This window comes from Blastococcus saxobsidens, from assembly GCF_010682065.1.
In the GTDB taxonomy this organism is placed as follows: Bacteria; Actinomycetota; Actinomycetes; order Mycobacteriales; family Geodermatophilaceae; genus Blastococcus; species Blastococcus saxobsidens_B.
Window position 1 is genome coordinate 118,901 of the sequence record NZ_JAAGWG010000008.1, and the last position, 14,074, is coordinate 132,974.

The following is a 14,074-nucleotide window of genomic DNA, read 5'->3' on the forward strand; positions in this document are numbered from 1 at the left end:
GCAGGGGCGGATGAGCAGCGTTCGGGGCCGGCGGGGCGCCTCGCCGGCCGACGGACACCGCGGCAGCGGCCGGACGTCCCGCGCCACCGGCCGGGTGCCACGGGTGCACACCACCCGTCCGGTGCGCACCGGTCTGCGGTCGGGCGCGTCCAGCCGGCCCGGGCAGCGGCGCACCGACCGCCGTCCCGAGCGGCGGCCGTCGGGCCCGTCGGTCCGCCGGCGGCCGCTGTTCACCGGGCGCGCCGTCCTGCTGGTCGGGCTGCTCCTGCTGCTCGCGCTCACCCTCGCCGGCCCGATCCGCCAGTACCTCGCCGGTCAGGCGGAGCTGGCGCAGCTGGCCGCCGAGGGTCGCGAGCTGGACCAGCGGGCCGCCGACCTGGAGGCCCAGCTGGACCGCCAGTCCGACCCGGCGTACGCCGAGCGGCAGGCGCGGGAGCGGCTGGCCTACGTCCTGCCCGGTGACCGGCTGGTGATCGTGGTCGACGGCGAGGCGGTCGAGGGCGACGCCGGGACACTGGCGGCGGCGGCCGGTACGCCGGAGCCGCGCTCCTGGTACGAGGGGCTGATGGAGTCGGTGGCCATCGCCGACGGGGACGACGAGGCGGCCGGCGAGCCGCGCGACGGAGGAGCGGGCGAGTGAGCGAGCCGGTCACCCCGGAGGACCGCGAGGTCGTCGCCCGGCAGCTCGGCCGCCCCCCGCGGGCGCTGGTCGCCGTCGCGCACCGCTGCCCGTGCGGGCAGCCCGACGTCGTGGAGACCGCCCCGCGGCTGGAGGACGGCACCCCGTTCCCGACGATGTACTACCTGACCTGCCCGCGGGCGTCGGCCGCGGCGAGCCGGCTGGAGTCCGCCGGGCGCATGCGGGAGTGGCAGGAGGAGCTCGGCACCGATCCGGAGCTGGCGGCCGGCTACCGCGCCGCGCACGAGGCGTACCTGGCCGACCGCGACGCCAAGGACGTGCTGCCCACCCGCGCCACCGCCGGCGGCATGCCCGACCGGGTCAAGTGCCTGCACGCGCTGGCAGGGCACGCGCTGGCGGCCGGCCCCGGCGTGAACCCGATCGGCGACCGCGCGGTCGACGGGATGGGGGAGTGGTGGGCCAAGGGGCCCTGCGCCCTCCCCGATGGGCCCGGTGCCCTTCCCGAGGGGCCAGAGGACCGGGCATGACCCGCGTCGCGGCCATCGACTGCGGCACCAACTCGATCCGGCTCCTGGTCGCCGACGTGCCCGCCGAGGGCGGGCACACCGACCTGCTGCGCCGCATGGAGGTGGTGCGCCTGGGCCAGGGGGTCGACGCGACCGGCCGGCTGGCGCCCGAGGCCATCGAGCGCACGCGGGTGGTGCTGGCCGAGTACGCCGCGGCCGCCCGCGACCTGGGCGCCTCCGACGTCCGGATGGTGGCCACCAGCGCCACCCGGGACGCGGCCAACCGGGCCGACTTCGAGGGCATGGTCCGCAGCACCCTCGGCCGGACGCCCGACGTCGTGACCGGCCGGGAGGAGGCCGATCTCTCCTTCCTCGGCGCCACCGGCTCCGTCGACGCCGCGGCCGCCACCCACGGGCTACGGCCGCCGGACGCCCCCTACCTGGTGGTCGACATCGGCGGCGGGTCGACCGAGTTCGTCCTCGGTGACGCCGGGGGCGTGACCGCCGCGCGGTCGGTCGACATCGGCTGCGTCCGGCTCACCGAGCGGCACCTGACCGACGACCCGCCGACCCCCGAGCAGGTCGCGCTCGCCGAACGGGACATCCGCGCGGCGCTGGCCGACGTCGCCGCCGAGGTGCCGGTCGGGCAGGCGGCGAGCCTGGTCGGGCTGGCCGGGTCGGTGACCACGGTGGCCGCGCTCGCCCTTGGCCTGCCGACCTACGACTCCGACGCCATCCACGGCTCCCGGATCCCGGTCGGCGACGTCCGGCGCATCTCGGCGGACCTGCTGGCCGCCACCCGTGCCCGCCGGGCCGCGTCGCCGGTGATGCACCCTGGCCGGGTCGACGTCATCGGTGCCGGCGCGCTGATCCTGCGGGTGCTCATGGCCGAGTTCGGGCTGGCCGAGGTGACGGTCAGCGAGCACGACATCCTCGACGGCATCGCGCTGCGGCTCGCCCGCGGCTGACCGCCTCCGGGCGGTCCGCAGGGGCGGGGCTCAGCGACCCGCCCGCACCTGCCGGATCCGGTGCATCGCGGTGCGGGCGAGCTCACGGGCGCGGCCGCCCAGTGCCCGACGGGCGAAGGCCATGACCGCCGAGGCGGCAGCGGTCGCTGGGAGGTACCCGGCGGAGCCGAGGAGCCCCGGACGCGCGAGCAGGACGCGCTCGGCGATCACGTGGTCAGGCCGCCACCGGAGCTTGTAGTCCTCGTCCCCCCGGAGGAACGAGTACTCGGCCCGGTCCAGCCGGTGCGCGAGGTCCAGGGCGCCGGTGACCAGCAGCACCGAGGTGTCGATGTGCTCTCGGAGGCCGGGGTCGATCCCAGCGAGGTAGTAGGCGAGCTGCCGGTGGCCGAGGAGGTCCACCTCGCTGGCCATCAGCCGGCCGTCCAAGCGGTACTCCACGACGACCGCCTGGCCGCGGTCGACCATCGACTCCAGGGCCTGGACGAGGAATGTCCGGAACCGATCGGTGAGGTGCTCGGGATTGCCCCGTCGCCCGGCCCACTGGGCCTCGTGCAGCTGGATCAGGCCATCGACGGCCTCCGGGACGGCCGCCCGGGTGAGCTCGGTCCGCTCGATGGCCAGCTGGTCGACCTTCTTGATCTTCCGCCGCAGCGTGCTCGCCGTTCGCGACGGGAGCCGCGCGAGCACGTCGGCCTGCGGCAGCACCGGCAGCTGGAGGTTGAGCGAGGAGGGTGTGCGGCGGACCCGGCCCGGCCACGTCCGCGCCCACTCCTGCGCAGCCGCGCCGGGCAGCACCTCCGGCAGGTCGAGGACGCGCCACCCCGGGACCTGGGCGAGCGCGCGGACGAGCCGGGGACCGGCGTCGGGCACACGGGGGTCCAGCAGGACGTCGGTGGAGTCGCTCAGCGGGCCGCCGAGGGGGGCCAGCACCGACACCGCTCCGCGGCGCTGCCGGTGCAGCGGCGCCGCCGCGACGAGCACGTCGCCGTCCCACACGGTGACCGTGGCCAGCCGGCCGGCCGGGACGTACGCCCGGGCCCAGGCGGCGTTCCACGCATGCGCCTGGAAGGCGGTGGCGGCGGGGCTGCGTCGCCAGAGGTCGTCCCAGGCGTCGGTCAGGGCGTCGAGGTCCTCGTGTGCGGAGACGACGGTCGCGCCGGGCACGCCGTGCAGGGCCCGGCCGACCGCGACCCCACCGGTCCGGGGCGGTGGCACCGGCACCGGGGTCCGTGCGCCGGGCCCGACCACCTCGGTCGGCCCGATCCTCGAGACATCCGCCGTAGCGCTCATCCGGGCACACCCCTCATCCGTGCGGCGCCTCCCGCCGTCCGGCTGGGTCGCTGGTCCGTTCGAGGTTATGCAGCGGGCGATCCGCGCGAACCCCCACGAAGGGGGAATCTCGGCGCGGAGATGCGGACGACCACCTCGGGTGCGGGCGCGGTCGGGGTGGTCCACTGGGCCGTGCCCTCCGACGACGAGCCCCGGTTCCCGGTCACCCGCACACCGGCCGGGGTGGCCCGCAGCGCCCGCGGCGTGCGGGAGCTGCCGGTCCTGGACGCCCGCATCTCCGGCTGCTTCGCCTGCCCGCGCCTCGTCACGTGGCGGGAGGAGGTCGCGCGGGTCAAGCGCGCCTCGTTCCGGGACGAGGACTACTGGGGCCGGCCGGTGCCGGGTCTGGGGCCGGCGGACGCACGGATCGCCGTGGTGGGACTCGCGCCCGCCGCGCACGGCGGGAACCGGACCGGGCGCGTCTTCACCGGGGACCGCAGCGGTGACTGGATCTTCGCCGCTCTGTGGCGGGCGGGCCTGGCCAACCAGCCGACCTCCACGCACATCGGGGACGGCCTCGAGCTCACCGACGTCCGGGTCGCTGCGGCGGTGCGCTGTGCGCCGCCGGCGAACGCCCCGACCCCGGAGGAGCGGGACACCTGCTCCCCGTGGCTGGCGCGCGAGCTGGAGCTCCTGCCGCGGCTGCGCGTGGTCGTCGTGCTCGGCGGCTTCGGCTGGACGGCGCTGTGGCCGGTGCTGGCCGCGGCCGGGTACGCGCTGCCGCGGCCCCGCCCGACCTTCGGGCACGGCGTGGAGGTGGCGCTGGAGGGCCCGCGGGGGCCGTTGACCCTGCTGGGCAGCTACCACGTCAGCCAGCAGAACACCTTCACCGGCAGGCTCACCGAGCCGATGCTCGACGCCGTGCTCACCCGCGCCACCGAGCTGGCGGCTCCGGTCGGCTGACCGATCAGCCCGCCGCTCCGAGGTGCGTGGCCAGCGCCGCACCCAGCGCGTCGACGGCGGCGGTGGACTCCCGGACCGAGCCGGCCGAGACCTGGAAGACGTGCCACATGCCGTCGAACCGGCGCAGGTCGACCGGCACGCCGGCGTCGCGGGCGCGTTCGGCCAGCCGCACGGACTCCTCGAAGAGGATCTCCTCGCTGCCCACCTGCACGACCAGCGGCGGCAGGCCGGCGAGGTCGGCGGCGAGCGGGGCCAGCTCGGGGTTGCGCAGATCCCGGCCGGGGGCGAAGGCGGCCGCGCAGCGGGCCATCCACGCCGGCTGCAGCATCGGATCCACCCGGTCGTCCCGCCGGTCGGCACCCGAGAGGTCCAGCCACGGGGAGACCAGGCCGAGCGCCGCCGGCAGCGGGCTGCCCTCGTCGCGCAGCCGCAGGGCCACGGTGAGGGCGAGCCAGCCACCCGCGGAGTCGCCGGCCAGCACCGTGCGCTCGGGCCGGTCGACCCGCTCGCGCAGCTCGCGGTATGCGGCGAGCGCGTCGTCCAGGCCGGCGGGGAACGGGTGCTCGGGAGCCAGGCGGTAGTCGAGCAGGTGCACCACCGCGCCGGAGGCGGCGGCGAGGTGGGTGGCCAGGGTGCGGTGCGTGGCCGCCGAGCCCGTGGTGAAACCGCCGCCGTGCAGGTACAGGACCTCGCCGGTCGTCGGCGTCGCGGCGGGGACCATCACCTCGGTCGGCCGGCCACCCAGCTCACCGACCCGGACGTCGACCCCGGATGCCGGCGGGGTCGTCCCGCTGACCACGTCCAGCCAGCGGCGCTGCACCGCCACCGGCACGCGGGGGCCGAGCACCGGCCGCACGAGCGTGCGGACGACGGTGCGCATGACGCCGGCGGGCACCTGCGGGCGGTTCACCGGGTGGCCCGGGAAGCGGTCGGGAGAGCGGTGCGGGGAGCAGCGGTGGTCGCCAACGGGTCCTCCGGTCCGGGAACGGGCAGCCCGGACACCGTACGGGCGGCGCCTCCGGGGCGGCGTCGGCCCCGCTAGCGTTCTCCCGACGCCCCCGTAGCCCAATCGGCAGAGGCAGGCCCCTTAAAAGGGTCCGAGTGTCGGTTCGAGTCCGACCGGGGGCACCTCGGATGCCGCTGTGAGGAACGGCACCGACCTTTTCGTGCGGAAAACCGACCGAATCGGTCGGTCGCTCGTACGGTGGACGCGTGGCGAGACCGTTCCGGCAGCAGATCGACGAGGGGATCCTCGATCGAGCCGCCGCGCTGTTCGCCCGCCGTGGCTTCGCGAAGACGTCGCTGCAGGACGTCGCCGACGCCGTGGGGCTGTCCAAGGCCGGGCTGCTGCACCACTTCCCGAGCAAGGACGCCCTGCACGAGGCAGTGCTGGCGCAGGCCGAGGCCCAGGCCCGAGGGGTGCTCGACGAGGTCGGCTCGATGCCGCTCGGCGCGGCCCGCGACCGCCGGGCCGTGGAGGTCGTCGTCGACGTCGCCCTCGCCCACCCCGGCCTGGTGGCGCTGATGCTCGCCCCGGTGCTGCAGGCCGACGCCGAGCCCGTCCCGGGTGCCGGGACCTCGGGTGCGGCCGCGCTCGAGGCCTTCGGGGTGGACCTGGAGACGTCCGACGCCGAGCGCCTGGTGCGGGTGCTGGGTGCCCTCGGTGCCCTCGCCGTCCTGTCGCTGGCGGCCCACCATGAGAACCAGACCACCACGTGGCGGGCGCACGTCGCCGCCACCTGCTTCGACGCGCTCGGTCACCGCCGTCCCGGCGCCGCTCTTCCCAGCTCCGACCAGGTGGAGGCCTGATCTGCATGGCTCTTGTGTTGTCCCGACTCGGTGCCTTCTCCCACCGGCACCGCCTGGCGGTCGTCGCCGTCTGGCTGCTCGTCCTCATCGGTGGCGGCGTCGGCGCGGCCACCCTCGCCGGTGAGACGTCCAGCAGCTTCTCCATCCCCGGGCAGGAGTCGACGACCGCGCTGGAGCGGATCGACGAGGAGTTCGGCCGCGGCGGCGGCGCCACCGCCCGTGTGGTCGTCCAGGCCCCCGAGGGCCAGACGCTGACCACCCCGGAGAACGTGCCCGCGATCGCCGAGCTGGTGCAGACCCTGTCGGCGCTGCCCGGCGTGGAGAGCGCCACCAACCCGCTGGACCCGGCGGCGCCGTCGGTCAACGCCGCCCAGGACATCGCCTACAGCACGGTGACCTACTCGGTCGGCCCCGGCGAGGTCCCCCTGGAGCAGCAGGACGCGCTGCTCGAGGCCGTGGACGACGCTCGCCAGGGTGGTCTGACCGTCGAGGTCGGCGGTCAGGCCACCGAGAACGTGCCCGCCATCGGCGGCATCTCCGAGGTCGCCGGCGTGGTGATCGCCCTGCTGGTCCTCGCGGTCACCTACGGCTCCCTGGTCGTCGCCGGCATGAACCTGCTGACCGCGATCGTGGGCGTCGGCATCGGCGTCGCGGGCATCACCATCGCCACGGGCTTCGTCGACCTCTCCTCGACCACGCCCATCCTCGCCGCCATGCTCGGCCTGGCCGTCGGCATCGACTACACGCTGTTCATCGTCACCCGGTTCCGCCAGGAGCTGCGCAGCGGCCGCGACGTCGGGGACGCCGTCCGCATCGCCGTCGGCACGGCCGGGTCCGCGGTCGTGACCGCCGGCCTCACCGTGGTCATCGCGCTGGTGGGCCTGTCGGTGGTCGGGATCCCGTTCCTCACCCAGATGGGCCTCGCCGCGGCCGCGACGATCGTCGTCGCCGTCCTGGTGGCGATCACCCTGGTGCCGGCCGTGCTGGGCTTCCTCGGCCGCCGCACCCTGCCCCGGCGGCAGCGCGCCGCTGCGACCGACGGATCGCCGGCGGTGCCCGCCGGGCGCGGCTTCCTGGCCGGCTGGGTCGCCACCGTCACCCGCTACCGCGTGCTCTCCCTGCTGGTGACCGTGGCGGCGCTCGCCGTCGTCTCCATCCCGTTCTTCTCCATGCAGACGACGCTGGTGCAGATGCCGCCGGAGGACAGCACCCAGGCCCGGGCGCAGGAGCTCCTCGCCGACGGCTTCGGTGCCGGCTTCAACGGCCCGCTGGTGGTCCTCTTCGAGGGCGACGGCGCCGCCGCGACCGCCGGGGAGCTCAGCGGCGCGATCAGCGAGCTCGACGACGTCGCGCTGGTCACCCCGCCGACGCCGAACGCCGACGGCAGTGCCGCCCAGCTCGTCGTCATCCCCGAGTCCGGCCCCACCGACCCCGCGACCGAGCAGCTCGTCGAGGACATGCGCGATCTGCTGGGCAGCACGGACGGTGTGGACGCCTCGGTCACCGGCGCCACCGCGGTGAGCGTGGACGTGGCGGCCAGCCTCAACGCCGCGCTGCCGGTCTACCTGGCGCTGGTCGTGGGTCTGGCGCTGGTCCTGCTGGTGCTGGTCTTCCGCGCGCTGCTGGTGCCGCTGGTCGGCGTGCTCGGCTTCGTCCTCACCGTCGGCGCCTCGCTCGGCGCCACCGTCGCGGTGTTCCAGTGGGGCTGGCTGGCCGACGCGGTGAACCTCGAGGGCACCGGGCCGCTGATCAGCCTCACGCCGATCCTGGTCATCGGCATCCTGTTCGGGCTGGCGATGGACTACCAGATCTTCCTGGTCTCCCGGATGCACGAGGCGCACAGCCACGGCGCGAAGCCGGTCGACGCCATCCGCACCGGGTTCCGTCAGGCGGCGCCCGTGGTGGTGGCCGCCGCGCTGATCATGTTCTCGGTGTTCGCCGGGTTCGTGCCCGCGGGTGAGGCGACCATCAAGTCGATCGCGTTCGCGCTGGCGGCGGGCATCCTCTTCGACGCCTTCGTCGTGCGGATGGTGCTGGTCCCCGCCGCCCTCGCGCTGCTGGGGGAGCGGGCCTGGTGGCTGCCCCGCTGGCTGCGCTGGCTGCCCGTCCTGGACGTCGAGGGCGCCGCGCTGGAGAAGGGGTCGGGCCGGCACGCGGCGCCGGCGGACCTGGTCGGCGCGTCCGACCGCTGACCCGCCCCGGCCGTCGGTTAGTTCGGGCGCCGCACCGGGCACGGGGGGCCGGTGGCGGCGGCGCGGGTGGCGGCGAGCGGGCAGTGGACCGACCCCGAGGACGGGATCCGGTACCCGGCCGGTGAGGTGCACGGCTGGGGGCCCGGGCGCAACGAGACGGTGTGCGGGCTATCGGTGAGCAGGTCGGGGCTGACCCGCTTCCCGCACGTGTCGTGGGCCGACGTCCAGCCGGAGTCCGGCCGGCACGCCGAGGAGGTGCAGTCGGTCTGCCGGCGCTGCCGAGCGGGTCTCGGTGGCCGCAGGGACGACCGCGGCTGGCAGCGCACCGACCCGCGTCCCTGACCGCGCGCATGGTGAGTGCCGCCGGTCCGCGCCACCCGCGCGGGGGATCGATGTGGCCCCGTGGAACGCTTCGGGCGTGTCGGGCGTTGACCTGACCGAGTGGAGTGCAGGAAGTTGACTCCACGACCGACGAGTCACCTCGAGGAGATGACGATGCCCAGTAAGAACCCGGCGTTCAGCCGAGGCTTCGGCAACAACGCGGGCCCCGGCCAGCCGTACGCGGGTTGGGGCAACGCTCCGCAGCAGCAGTACGGGGCCCCGCAGTACGGTGCGCCCCAGTACGGCGCGCCCGCCCCGCAGCAGGACCAGTACGCCGCTCCGTCCCCGTACGGGACCACGCCGGACACGCGGTACATGACGATGGACGACGTCGTCACCAAGACGGGGCTCTCGTTCCTGGTGACCGTCGCGACCGCGGCCGCTGTCTGGGCGATGCCCGGCAACGCTGCCTGGGGCTTCGCGCTCCCGGCGGTCCTGGTCGCGTTCGTCCTCGGCCTGGTGATCAGCTTCAAGCAGATCGCCAGCCCGATCGCGACGCTGTCCTACGGCGCCCTGTACGGCGTCGCGCTCGGCGCGATCAGCGAGGCCTTCAACGACCGGTTCGACGGCATCGTCATGCAGGCGCTGATCGGCACCTTCGGTGTCTTCGCCGGCATGCTGGTGGTCTACAAGACCGGCGCCATCCGCGTCACGCCGAAGTTCACCCGCTGGATGATGGCGGCGCTGATCGGTGTCCTGGTGCTGATGGTGGCCAACCTGGTCGCCGGCTTCTTCACCGACGGCGGTCTCGGCCTGCGTGACGGTGGCCCGCTGGCCATCATCTTCAGCCTGGTCGTGATCGGTGTGGCGGCGTTCTCGCTGCTGCTCGACTTCGACATGGCCGACGAGGCGATCCGTCGCGGTGCCCCCGCGAAGTTCGCCTGGTACATCGCCTTCGGTCTGCTCGTGACCGTCGTCTGGCTGTACCTGGAGATCCTGCGGCTCCTGAGCTACCTCCAGGACGACTGAGCACCACCCCGCACCACATGACAGTGGCCCGGTCCCCGCGAGGGGGCCGGGCCACTGTCATGTCCGGGTGGGCTCCGCGACGTGCGCACCGGTGCCTGCGAGCCCCCTGCCGACCAGGCACGGCCCCCCGGACCCTCCCGTGGCACCCGCACAGTGCGGCACCCCGGAAGCGCCGCACCCCGGCAGCGCCGCACCCCGGCAGCGCCGCACCCCGGAAGCGCCGCACGCCGGCAGCGCCGCACTCGGCGCCCTCACACCGCGGCACCTGAGCACCCCGGCATCGAGGCAGGGGGCGATCATAACGGTGGCGGATCGTCGTCAGCGGCAGGGCCGGACGGGCTCCGCTCCGCCGGCTTCTCCGGGTTCGGTGGCCCCGGTGACAGTGGCCGCAGGCCGGGCGGGTGCATGCCCGGTGGGCGGGTGGTGCGGGTGACCCCGGACGGGGTGGTGACGTGGAGCGTGCCGTCGTCGTCCATCACGAACAGCCAGCCGCGGGCGAGGGTCTTCAGCCGGTGGTGGCTGCGGCACAGGCAGCAGAGGTTGGCGCAGTCGGTGGCGCCGCCGGCGGCATGCGGGACGACGTGGTCGCGGTCGGTCCAGCCCACGCGCTGCCCGCAGTGGGGGAAGCGGCAGCCCCGGTCGCGGGTGACGACGAACGCGTCCTGCGCGCCGGTGGGGGTGTAGGTGTCGGTCGCCGGCGGCCGGGACAGCAGCGGGCAGTCGCACGTCGCCTCGGGGTGGTCCCGGCAGCCTCGGCGGGCTACTCCCGCGAGCTGCTCCGGGGTGGTGGCCGCCAGCAGCCTCCCGTCGGGATCGGTGAGGGCGAGAGCCAGCGAGCCGCCTTCGGGACGCTGCAGGCCCAGGGCTGCGATGCGCCGGAGCAGCTCGCGCACGTGCGCCGCTGTGATCGGCAGCCCGCCGACCGAGCCCGGGGCGGCCGAAGCCCCCTCCACCGCGTCGAGGGCGGCGGTGACCGTGACCTGAGCGGAGACCGCGGGCAGGCCGTGGTCGGCGGGGCGGCGGACGAGCAGCGAGAAGACCTCCGCCCGGATCTGTCCGATCGGCCGTGGATCGCCGTCGGCCTTCGCCATGGCGGCCAGCTGGTCGATCAGGGCGTACGCCTCGGCGACCTCGTCGGCGGGCAGCTCGGCCGCGAGGGTTGCCATGCCCTCCAGGTGCGAGGGGTAGCTGCGCACGTCGGCCTGCCGCTCTGCGTCCTCCCGGCGGGCGTCGACGGCGTCCGCGTCGAGCGCGACGAGCAGCTCGAGCGCCCGGGCGCGCAGCCGGGTCCTGGACAGTTCACCGGCCTCGGGCAGCAGGCGGGACTCGACCTGCCGGGCGATGTCCGGCGAGGTGTGCTGCAGCACGTCGGCGAGCACCGCGGCGCGGCCCTCGTCGAGGGCGCCCCCGGTGAGCGCCGCCCAGGTGGCCGGCAGGTTCTCCCGGTAGGTCCACGCTCGCCGCGCACGGTGCGAGGCGGTGGCGCGACCGCAGTTCAGCACCACCGCCAGCTCGCTGGAGAAGAACTGCGAGACGCCGGGCAGCTCGGTGTCGGGCGCCCACGCACCCTTCCGCGCGCCCGGGTGGTCCGCCGACGGATCCAGGGTGTCGGGTGTGTCCTCGGCCAGGCCGAGGATCAGCTCGGCCTCGTAGGCGGCGTCCATGGCCCTGCGGACCTGCAGCCGCTGCAGCTCGGCGGCCTTCTCCTCCTTGGTCAGCACACCCACGGGCAGCCGTGCGCTGGTCGGTGGCCGCTCGAGCAGCAGGGCGACGAGCCCGGCCTCGAGCGGCGAGCGCACGGAGCCGACTGCCGACATGAGGCGAACATAGGTTCGAGGTACGACAGTTTGGCGCTCCGACCGAGACGACGATGGCCCGGCCCCCCGAGGGGGAACCGGGCCACGGTCGTGCCGGGGCTACCTCAGGAGAGGCGCTCCAGGACCATCGCCATGCCCATGCCGCCACCGACGCACATGGTCTCCAGGCCGAAGGTCTTGTCCCGGGTCTGCAGACCGTTGATCAGCGTGCCGGTGATGCGGGCACCGGTGCTGCCGAACGGGTGCCCGACGGCGATGGCGCCACCGTGCACGTTCAGCTTGTCGATGTCGATGTTCAGGTCGCGGTAGCTGGGGATGACCTGGGCGGCGAACGCCTCGTTGATCTCGACGAGGTCGATGTCGTCGATGGTCATGCCCGCCCGCTGGAGGGCCAGGCGCGAGGCGTCGACCGGGCCGTAGCCCATGATCTCCGGCGAGAGGCCGGTGACCGCGGTGGAGACCACGCGGGCCAGCGGGGTGAGGCCCAGCTGGGCGGCCTTGGTGTCGCTCATGATGACCACGGCGGAGGCGCCGTCGTTGAGCGGGCAGGCGTTGCCGGCGGTGACCCGGCCGTCGGGGCGGAAGACCGGCTTGAGCGCGGAGATGCCCTCCAGGGTGGTTCCGGGGCGCGGGCCGTCGTCCTTGGTGACCACGGTGCCGTCCGGCGTGGTGATCGGGACGATCTCGCGGTCCCAGAAGCCGTTGTCGATGGACTCCTCGGCGAGGTTCTGGCTGCGCACGGCGAACTCGTCCATCTCCTGGCGGGAGACGCCCTTGAGCAGCGCCAGGTTCTCGGCGGTCTGCCCCATGGCGATGTAGACGTCGGGGACATCGCCGTTCTCGCGCGGGTCGGTCCAGGAGTCCGCACCGCTCTCGGCGACCTTGGCCACCCGGGCCTGGGCGTCGCCGAACACCGGGTTCTGGGTGTCGGGCAGCGCGTCGCTGTTGCCCTTCACGAAGCGGGACACCGTCTCCACACCGGCGGAGATGAAGACGTCGCCCTCGCCGGCCTTGATGGCGTGCAGCGCCATGCGGGTGGTCTGCAGCGACGAGGAGCAGTACCGGGTGATCGTGGTGCCGGGCAGGTGGTCCATGCCGAGCAGCACGCTGACCACGCGGCCCATGTTGTAGCCCTGCTCGCCGCCGGGCAGGCCGCAGCCGAGCATCAGGTCGTCGATGTCGTGCGGGTCGAGCGAGGGCACCTTGTCCAGGGCGGCGCGGACGACGGCGGCGGCCAGGTCGTCGGGCCGCATGTCCTTCAGCGACCCCTTGAACGCGCGGCCGATGGGCGAGCGCGCGGTCGCGACGATGACGGCTTCGGGCATGGGGGTCCTCCACGATGAGGCGGGTCCGGGCGCGGGTCGCCGGACGTCGGTCAATTACGGAAACTACCCCGGTCCGCCCGCGAGGCGTCCTGCCGTCGGGCCGCGATCGCCCGTTGTGGCTCGCGTCACGCCGATCAGCCGGAGGTGGAGGCCTCCGCCTCGATCTCGGCGCGCTCGGCCTCCTCGGGGGTGGGCACCTCCGCCGGGCGGGGGCGGCGCAGCAGCGCCCAGGGCCCGCGGGGACCGGTGTCCGAGCCGGCGACCTCGGTGCCCTGGACCTCGGTACCCGGCCGGTTCGCGGCCCGGGCGGCGGCCATGGCCACCGGGCGCACCGACTCCCGGCGCAGCGCGCGCAGCCCCCGGCCGGAGCCGGTCGGCCACACACCGACGGAGTCGGCCACCGCGGGCAGCAGGACGGCGGCGGCCGCGGCGTACCCGGCGGCGCTGGGGTGGAACTGGTCGTTGCTGAACATGCCGTGGTCGGAGGCGAAGGCCGGCCCGAGCAGCGAGCCCAGGGACACCGTCCGCCCGCCCGCCTCGACGACGGCGACGGTCTGCGCGGCGGCCATCTGCCGGCTCCACCGTCGGGCCAGGGTGCGCAGCGGCTGGGCGATCGGCCGGATCGTGCCCAGGTCGGGGCAGGTGCCGACGACGACCTCGCAGCCGACGGCGGTCAGTCGGCGCACCGCGTCGGTGAGGTGGGCGACGGAGACCGACGTCGGGGTCCGGCTGGTGACGTCGTTGGCGCCGATCATGATCAGGGCGACGGTGGGGCGCTCCTCGAGAGCGCGGTCGACCTGCGCGTCGAGGTCGCGGGCCCGGGCGCCGGAGACGGCGAGCCGGACCAGCCGCACCGGGCGCTCGGCGAGCTCGGTCAGGCCCGCGGCCACGAGCACCCCGGGGGTCTGGGACGCGCGGGTGACGCCCAGCCCGACGGCGCTGGAGTCGCCCAGCACCGTGAAGACGATCGGCCTGGCGCGGCCGCGGCCGTAGACGCCGTCGCCCGACGGCGGGTCGGTCTTGTCCGTGCGGGCCTCGACCTTGCGGCGGGCGCTGCGGGCCTCCTCCCGCAGGAGGGCGACCAGGGCGGCACCGGCGATGGTCACGCTGCCCCCGCCGTAGGCGGCGTAGGGCGCGAGTCGTCGGGCGGTGTCGGTACGCATCATCATCGTGCCTCCGTCCCTGCTCGGCGCCGTCGTGGCACCACTGACGTTATCGGCCGCCTACGGTGCAAC

13 protein-coding genes and 1 tRNA gene are annotated in these 14,074 nt (G+C 75.0%); 9 read left to right on the plus strand and 5 right to left on the minus strand.

Going from position 1 to position 14,074, the window contains the following annotated elements:
- Nucleotides 1-10 precede the first annotated feature (10 nt).
- From GCU60_RS06900 to GCU60_RS06910, 3 genes are read left to right on the plus strand one after another with little or no spacing between them, the layout of a single operon-like run.
- Nucleotides 11-640 (plus strand): septum formation initiator family protein, encoded by a 630-nt coding sequence (locus tag GCU60_RS06900; RefSeq protein WP_163203536.1) that lies wholly within the window; start codon nt 11-13, stop codon nt 638-640.
- Nucleotides 637-1,167, plus strand: coding sequence for a DUF501 domain-containing protein (locus GCU60_RS06905; protein ID WP_163203538.1), 531 nt, complete (start codon nt 637-639; stop codon nt 1,165-1,167). Before GCU60_RS06900 ends, GCU60_RS06905 begins: the two co-directional genes overlap by 4 nt.
- The gene (locus GCU60_RS06910) at nt 1,164-2,114 is read left to right on the plus strand and encodes a Ppx/GppA phosphatase family protein (RefSeq protein WP_163203540.1); all 951 of its coding nucleotides are present in this window, start codon (nt 1,164-1,166) and stop codon (nt 2,112-2,114) included. Before GCU60_RS06905 ends, GCU60_RS06910 begins: the two co-directional genes overlap by 4 nt.
- 30 nt (nt 2,115-2,144) lie before the next feature.
- Here GCU60_RS06910 and GCU60_RS06915 read toward each other — a convergent pair whose 3' ends face one another.
- Entirely contained in the window at nt 2,145-3,329 is a 1,185-nt protein-coding gene (locus GCU60_RS06915) for a GNAT family N-acetyltransferase (RefSeq protein WP_163203543.1), read from the minus strand.
- 195 nt (nt 3,330-3,524) lie between these two features.
- Between GCU60_RS06915 and GCU60_RS06920 the strand changes: the two genes are divergently transcribed.
- Nucleotides 3,525-4,346 (plus strand): uracil-DNA glycosylase, encoded by an 822-nt coding sequence (locus GCU60_RS06920; RefSeq protein ID WP_239520551.1) that lies wholly within the window; start codon nt 3,525-3,527, stop codon nt 4,344-4,346.
- Between the two features lie 4 nt (nt 4,347-4,350).
- On the opposite strand, the gene GCU60_RS06925 is transcribed toward GCU60_RS06920, so the two are convergent.
- Nucleotides 4,351-5,256, minus strand: a complete 906-nt coding sequence (locus GCU60_RS06925; protein ID WP_204261574.1) for an alpha/beta hydrolase fold domain-containing protein — start codon at nt 5,254-5,256, stop codon at nt 4,351-4,353.
- Between the two features lie 144 nt (nt 5,257-5,400).
- On the opposite strand from GCU60_RS06925, the gene GCU60_RS06930 reads away from it, so the two are divergent.
- From GCU60_RS06930 to GCU60_RS06950, 5 genes are all read left to right on the plus strand, one after another.
- Nucleotides 5,401-5,474, plus strand: a tRNA-Leu gene (locus GCU60_RS06930).
- An 84-nt stretch (nt 5,475-5,558) separates the two neighbouring features.
- Nucleotides 5,559-6,155 (plus strand): TetR family transcriptional regulator, encoded by a 597-nt coding sequence (locus tag GCU60_RS06935; protein ID WP_163203545.1) that lies wholly within the window; start codon nt 5,559-5,561, stop codon nt 6,153-6,155.
- Nucleotides 6,156-6,160: 5 nt separating this feature from the next.
- A complete protein-coding gene (locus GCU60_RS06940) occupies nt 6,161-8,347 on the plus strand; it encodes an MMPL family transporter (RefSeq protein ID WP_163203547.1) in 2,187 nt (728 codons plus the stop codon).
- A gap of 51 nt (nt 8,348-8,398) precedes the next feature.
- Nucleotides 8,399-8,689, plus strand: a complete 291-nt coding sequence (locus GCU60_RS06945; protein ID WP_163203549.1) for a hypothetical protein — start codon at nt 8,399-8,401, stop codon at nt 8,687-8,689.
- A 147-nt stretch (nt 8,690-8,836) separates the two neighbouring features.
- Nucleotides 8,837-9,697, plus strand: a complete 861-nt coding sequence (locus GCU60_RS06950; RefSeq protein WP_239520559.1) for a Bax inhibitor-1/YccA family protein — start codon at nt 8,837-8,839, stop codon at nt 9,695-9,697.
- 296 nt (nt 9,698-9,993) lie between these two features.
- Here GCU60_RS06950 and GCU60_RS06955 read toward each other — a convergent pair whose 3' ends face one another.
- The 3 genes from GCU60_RS06955 to GCU60_RS06965 form a co-directional block, all read right to left on the minus strand.
- A complete protein-coding gene (locus GCU60_RS06955) occupies nt 9,994-11,514 on the minus strand; it encodes an HNH endonuclease signature motif containing protein (protein WP_163203550.1) in 1,521 nt (506 codons plus the stop codon).
- Between the two features lie 104 nt (nt 11,515-11,618).
- Nucleotides 11,619-12,839, minus strand: coding sequence for an acetyl-CoA C-acetyltransferase (locus tag GCU60_RS06960; RefSeq protein ID WP_163203552.1), 1,221 nt, complete (start codon nt 12,837-12,839; stop codon nt 11,619-11,621).
- Nucleotides 12,840-12,973: 134 nt separating this feature from the next.
- Nucleotides 12,974-14,008 (minus strand): SGNH/GDSL hydrolase family protein, encoded by a 1,035-nt coding sequence (locus GCU60_RS06965; protein WP_239520561.1) that lies wholly within the window; start codon nt 14,006-14,008, stop codon nt 12,974-12,976.
- Nucleotides 14,009-14,074 lie beyond the last annotated feature (66 nt).

Coding starts and splice junctions, on each gene's coding strand:
- GCU60_RS06950 (WP_239520559.1), top strand. CDS start 8,837: ATGACGATGCCCAGTAAGAACCCGGCGTTCAGCCGAGGCTTCGGCAAC.
- GCU60_RS06910 (WP_163203540.1), top strand. CDS start 1,164: ATGACCCGCGTCGCGGCCATCGACTGCGGCACCAACTCGATCCGGCTC.
- GCU60_RS06955 (WP_163203550.1), bottom strand. CDS start 11,514: ATGTCGGCAGTCGGCTCCGTGCGCTCGCCGCTCGAGGCCGGGCTCGTC.
- GCU60_RS06965 (WP_239520561.1), bottom strand. CDS start 14,008: ATGATGATGCGTACCGACACCGCCCGACGACTCGCGCCCTACGCCGCC.
- GCU60_RS06960 (WP_163203552.1), bottom strand. CDS start 12,839: ATGCCCGAAGCCGTCATCGTCGCGACCGCGCGCTCGCCCATCGGCCGC.
- GCU60_RS06920 (WP_239520551.1), top strand. CDS start 3,525: ATGCGGACGACCACCTCGGGTGCGGGCGCGGTCGGGGTGGTCCACTGG.
- GCU60_RS06900 (WP_163203536.1), top strand. CDS start 11: ATGAGCAGCGTTCGGGGCCGGCGGGGCGCCTCGCCGGCCGACGGACAC.
- GCU60_RS06940 (WP_163203547.1), top strand. CDS start 6,161: ATGGCTCTTGTGTTGTCCCGACTCGGTGCCTTCTCCCACCGGCACCGC.